At 57.6% G+C, this 4,111-nt stretch carries 4 protein-coding genes and 1 pseudogene; all 5 read left to right on the top strand.

Annotation, left to right across the window (positions count from 1 at the left end; all coding sequences use genetic code 11):
* A pseudogene (locus QD357_RS31335) lies at nucleotides 1-198 on the top strand (SDR family NAD(P)-dependent oxidoreductase); the annotation flags it as partial.
* A gap of 349 nt (nucleotides 199-547) precedes the next feature.
* A complete protein-coding gene (locus tag QD357_RS31330; protein ID WP_414125870.1) occupies nucleotides 548-1,453 on the top strand; it encodes a LysR family transcriptional regulator in 906 nt (301 codons plus the stop codon).
* Between the two features lie 311 nt (nucleotides 1,454-1,764).
* Nucleotides 1,765-3,267 (top strand): aminoacyl-histidine dipeptidase, encoded by a 1,503-nt coding sequence (locus tag QD357_RS31325; RefSeq protein ID WP_414125869.1) that lies wholly within the window; start codon nucleotides 1,765-1,767, stop codon nucleotides 3,265-3,267.
* 9 nt (nucleotides 3,268-3,276) lie between these two features.
* Nucleotides 3,277-3,744 carry a cupin domain-containing protein gene (locus QD357_RS31320; RefSeq protein WP_414125868.1) on the top strand — a complete coding sequence of 156 codons (468 nt, stop codon included), beginning with the start codon at nucleotides 3,277-3,279 and terminating at the stop codon, nucleotides 3,742-3,744.
* On the top strand, nucleotides 3,744-4,111 hold a 368-nt coding region (locus tag QD357_RS31315; protein ID WP_414125867.1), incomplete at its 3' end, for a cupin domain-containing protein. The genes QD357_RS31320 and QD357_RS31315, both read left to right, overlap by 1 nt.

Genomic DNA, 4,111 nt, shown 5'->3' with positions numbered 1-4,111 from the left:
ATGATCAGCCCTGGCGTGATCGATACCGGCTGGGCCGACAAGGTTMATGACGAGACGGGCAGAAAGATCGCCGGAGAGCTCAACAAGCAAGGTATTCCGCCGTCGTCGGTGGCTGAAGCCGTGGTCTATGCCCTAGATCAGCCCCCGGAGATCACGATCAACGACATTGTCGTCCATCCAACCCGGCAGGACTGGTAGCCGGCGTTTTCGAAAGCTCAGAACTTGAACCTCCGGGACCGTCAGGCCGCCCGCGCGGAGGTGGTATCCGTTCCAACCGGTGCCGTCTCTCGTGGCTGTGGACAAGATGATCTTCATTGCATGACGATTAATCCCGGAGGTGCTATTATTCAACGACCCGGCCCATCTCCCGTCGTAGCTCCCCGAATCCGACATGGATCAACTAATGTCAAATTTTTGACTGCTTCCGTGGTCATCACATACCAAAGCCAGGTTAGTTGAATAAGGATTGAAGATACCAGCCGTCTGAAGCAAGGTCGGCGTCGGCCAGGACGATCTTATTCAGTCGAAGTGGGAGTATCCATAACTCATGGTATCCACGCGGGCCGATCTGGCCGACCTTGAAACTTTCGTCGCGATCGCGAGGGCGGKGGGGTTCCGAAAGGCGGCCGCGCTTCGCGGCGTTTCCGGCTCCGCTCTCAGCCACTCGATCAGGGGTTTGGAGGCCCGTCTCGGCGTCCGTCTGTTTCATCGGACAAGCAGGAGCATCAGTCTCACCGCCGCCGGCGAAGTACTGCTTGCCGAACTAGAGCCCCGTTTCCTCGGCATCCAGGCTGCGATGGATCTCCTGGACAGTTTCAGGAGCGGTCCTACGGGCAGGGTGAGAGTGACCACGCTGCGTGACGCCGCCGAGCTGTTGATCGCTCMTCGACTGCACAGTTTTCGCAGCAACTACCCCGATGTCGAGATCGAAGTCAGCGTCGAGGATCGCTTTATCGATATGGTCGCCGAGGGTTTCGACGCGGGCATCCGCTATGGAGGAACAGTTCCCGAGGGGATGATMGCGTCGCGTCTGACTGCCGAACTTGAATGGATCGTCGTCGGCTCTCCAACCTATCTCAACGAACGAGGGCGGCCGGAGCGGCCGGAAGATCTCTTGACGCACGAGTGCATCCGGATCCGAACCGGTACAGACCACGTCTGCAAATKGGAACTTGGCGACGGAGACCGCATGGTTACCCTAGACGTCCCTGGACTGCTCACGCTCGGGGATTCAGAACTGTCCATCCGCATGGCGCAGGAGGGGGGCGGTCTCTTTTACTGCCTGCGCGCACGCGTCGAGGACAAACTGGCGGCTGGTCTGCTCGAAGTGGTGCTGCCGKACTGGTCGTCTACTGGGCCGGGTTTTCATGCATACTACGTTTCGCACCGACAGGTGCCGTCCGCGCTCCGGACGTTTCTCGACCACCTTAAGGCGCCGCTTCCGGACGATTGAAGGGACCTCGCGAGCCAGCTCCAAATTACGCAGATGCCTACATGGTATCCGAAACTCGTAGAGGTCTCGGCCTGCGCTTCAATGGATGCGTTAGCTTATACTATAACGAATTCAGATGAAAAAAGCTCATCTATTTTATGAAATATTGCGTTTGAAATAGGAGCTGAAAGCAGAGATGGTTCGATGCGTGGAGGGCATCTGAACCTGGATCGCCTTAGCGCGTAAGATGAGATGCAATACGGTTTACGAKGTMGCCGGACTAGGGCGAGGGAAGAAGTATTGCGCAGATGCCGTATTAGGAGGAGGGCCGAATGAGTTTCCCCGCTGGAAAAACTGTAGATAAACGCGACAATTCTATTCTTGCTGGTCTCGAACCGGCGATCTTCTTTGGCTTTTTCGAAGAGCTGAGTGCGATCCCGCGCGGTTCTTACAACGAGAAGCAGGTCAGCGATCACATCGCCGATTTTGCCCGGGCACGCGGCTTCGAGGTTTACCAGGACGAGATCTACAATCTCCTCATCAAGAAGCCGGGCACACCCGGCTACGAAAACTCGCCGACCGTCATTCTTCATGGGCATACCGACATCGTCTGCGAGAGCGACGAGGGTGTTGACCACGACTTTGAGAACGAAGGCATCAAACTTCAGGTTATCGGCGATTTCATCCATGGGACGGGGACAACCCTTGGGGCGGACAACACCGTTGGTGTGGCTTTCGCAATGTCGTTGCTKGCATCCGACGATATCCMGCATCCGCCGCTTGAAGTCGTCCTGACGGTTCAAGAAGAAGTCGGCAAGGGCGGCGCACAACACTTCGACKGCACAAAGCTTAGCGGTAAGCGCCTTCTCGACATGAACTGGCACGATCCCAAGTMGCTTTTCGCAGGCTGCGCTGGCGATATTTCAGTGCGCTTCAAGATTCCGGTTCAGTGCGAACCGCGCGTTTCGGGGCAGGCCGCCCTTTCGCTGCGGATCTCCGGCCTGAGCAGCGGTCATTCCGAATTCGACATCCATCTTGAACGCGCTAACGCCATCGTCCAGCTCKGACGGCTGCTCCGGATTGCCATCCGGGATGCTGGGGCCAGCGTAGCCGAAGTCAAGGGTGGCGTGAACCGTTACGTTATCCCGGGTGAGGCGGAGGCGATCATTTCGATCGATGCCTCGCGGATTGTCGATCTCAGACAGAGAATTGAAGCGGAAGCGGCTTCGATTGCGCTTGAGTACAAAGCAAGCGATCCCAACCTCAAGGTCACAGTCAGCGAGTCAGGGAGGCAGATTACTGAAGTCTTCTCGGCTCAGTCCGCCCGGGCGCTGGTCGATGCCCTGAACCTGCTTCCCAACGGCGTCCAGAGCAAAAGCCTTCAAGTCGAGGGCCTCGTMGAGAGCTCMAACACCGTGGCGTTGCTTTCAAGCGATAAAGAGGCCATCGAAATCGTCAATACGGTCCCAAGCGCCGTCAGCTCCCGTCGCTACAACATCGTCGACAAAATCCGGCAGCTGTCAGAACTCATCGGCAACGGCGCGAGCGTGKAGACATTCGCGGATTGCCCGGAATGGCCATACAATCCTCATTCGCGAATGCTCAACGCCGCCAAAGCCGCWTACGAGCGCGAGTTCGGCGAGCAGCCACATGTGGAAGTCTCTCACTCCAGTCTCGAGCTCGGCCTTTTTMGAAAGAAGGTTCCTGACATTGACATGCTGTCGATCGGACCGGAAGCGTTCGACGTCCACACCACGCGCGAGCGCCTCAACCACACGACAGTCGATCCGACCTGGCGGCTTCTCAAGTCGCTGCTCCGCGAACTCCGGACCTAAGGTACTAAAATGCCAAAACTGCCAAGCTACTTCGGCAATTTCCCACATCCGCCCAGCGAAAAGAAGCCGGTCCATCTGACGCGCGATAGCTACAAGATGTTCATCTATACGGGGACGAAGCCGTACTCGAGCGACCTCAACTACCTGCTCGCCAGCACGGACCAGCAGACCACTGGCATCTATCAGCTCGCGCCGGGAAGCAACTTCGACCCGGCCGACATTCACGCGGGTGACGAGGTGTACTATGTCCTCGAAGGTGTTGTGCATCTCCTAAACCCCGAAACCGGGCAGACAGAGKAACTCGGACCCGGTGACGCGGTGCTTATCCCCAAGGGCGCTCCGCATCGCGGCTATAACTTCAGCGACAAGGCTGCAGTTATMCTGTTTTGCATCGCACCGCGTATCTGGGACGAGAATGGCCCTCCGACCGGCTATGACGGGCCGACGCGCCTCTATAAGCACGAAGGGAGAGCGTGATGAGCCTTGAGAAACTCGGAGCCTATCCAGTAGACGGCGCTCAGGCGCGCAAGAGGGGCGACCTGGTGAAGGTCGCAAAAAGCGATCGTCTGAACATCGTCTCCGGCCGCGATCATCCMGTTCTCATCCAGTTCTGCGTCAGCAACGATTACATGCACGTCGGAGAGCTGACTATCCCTGTGGGTGGCGTTGGACCGCGCGCKAGCKAACCCGACAGCCATKGAGGGKACGCAGTCTTCTACGTTMTGCAAGGCCCCGCAACCTTCTATTTGGCGGATACCGACGAAACCTTTCACATCCGTGACGGCGAGTCTTTCTTCCTGCCCGGCGGCATCAGCTACCAGTGCCTAAACTACGGCTCCAACCC

This window comes from Rhizobium sp. BR 317, assembly GCF_047445835.1.
GTDB classification, from domain to species: Bacteria; Pseudomonadota; Alphaproteobacteria; order Rhizobiales; family Rhizobiaceae; genus Rhizobium; species Rhizobium paranaense.
The sequence above is the reverse complement of the archived record's forward strand: the minus strand, read 5'-3'. Positions and strand labels throughout refer to the sequence as shown.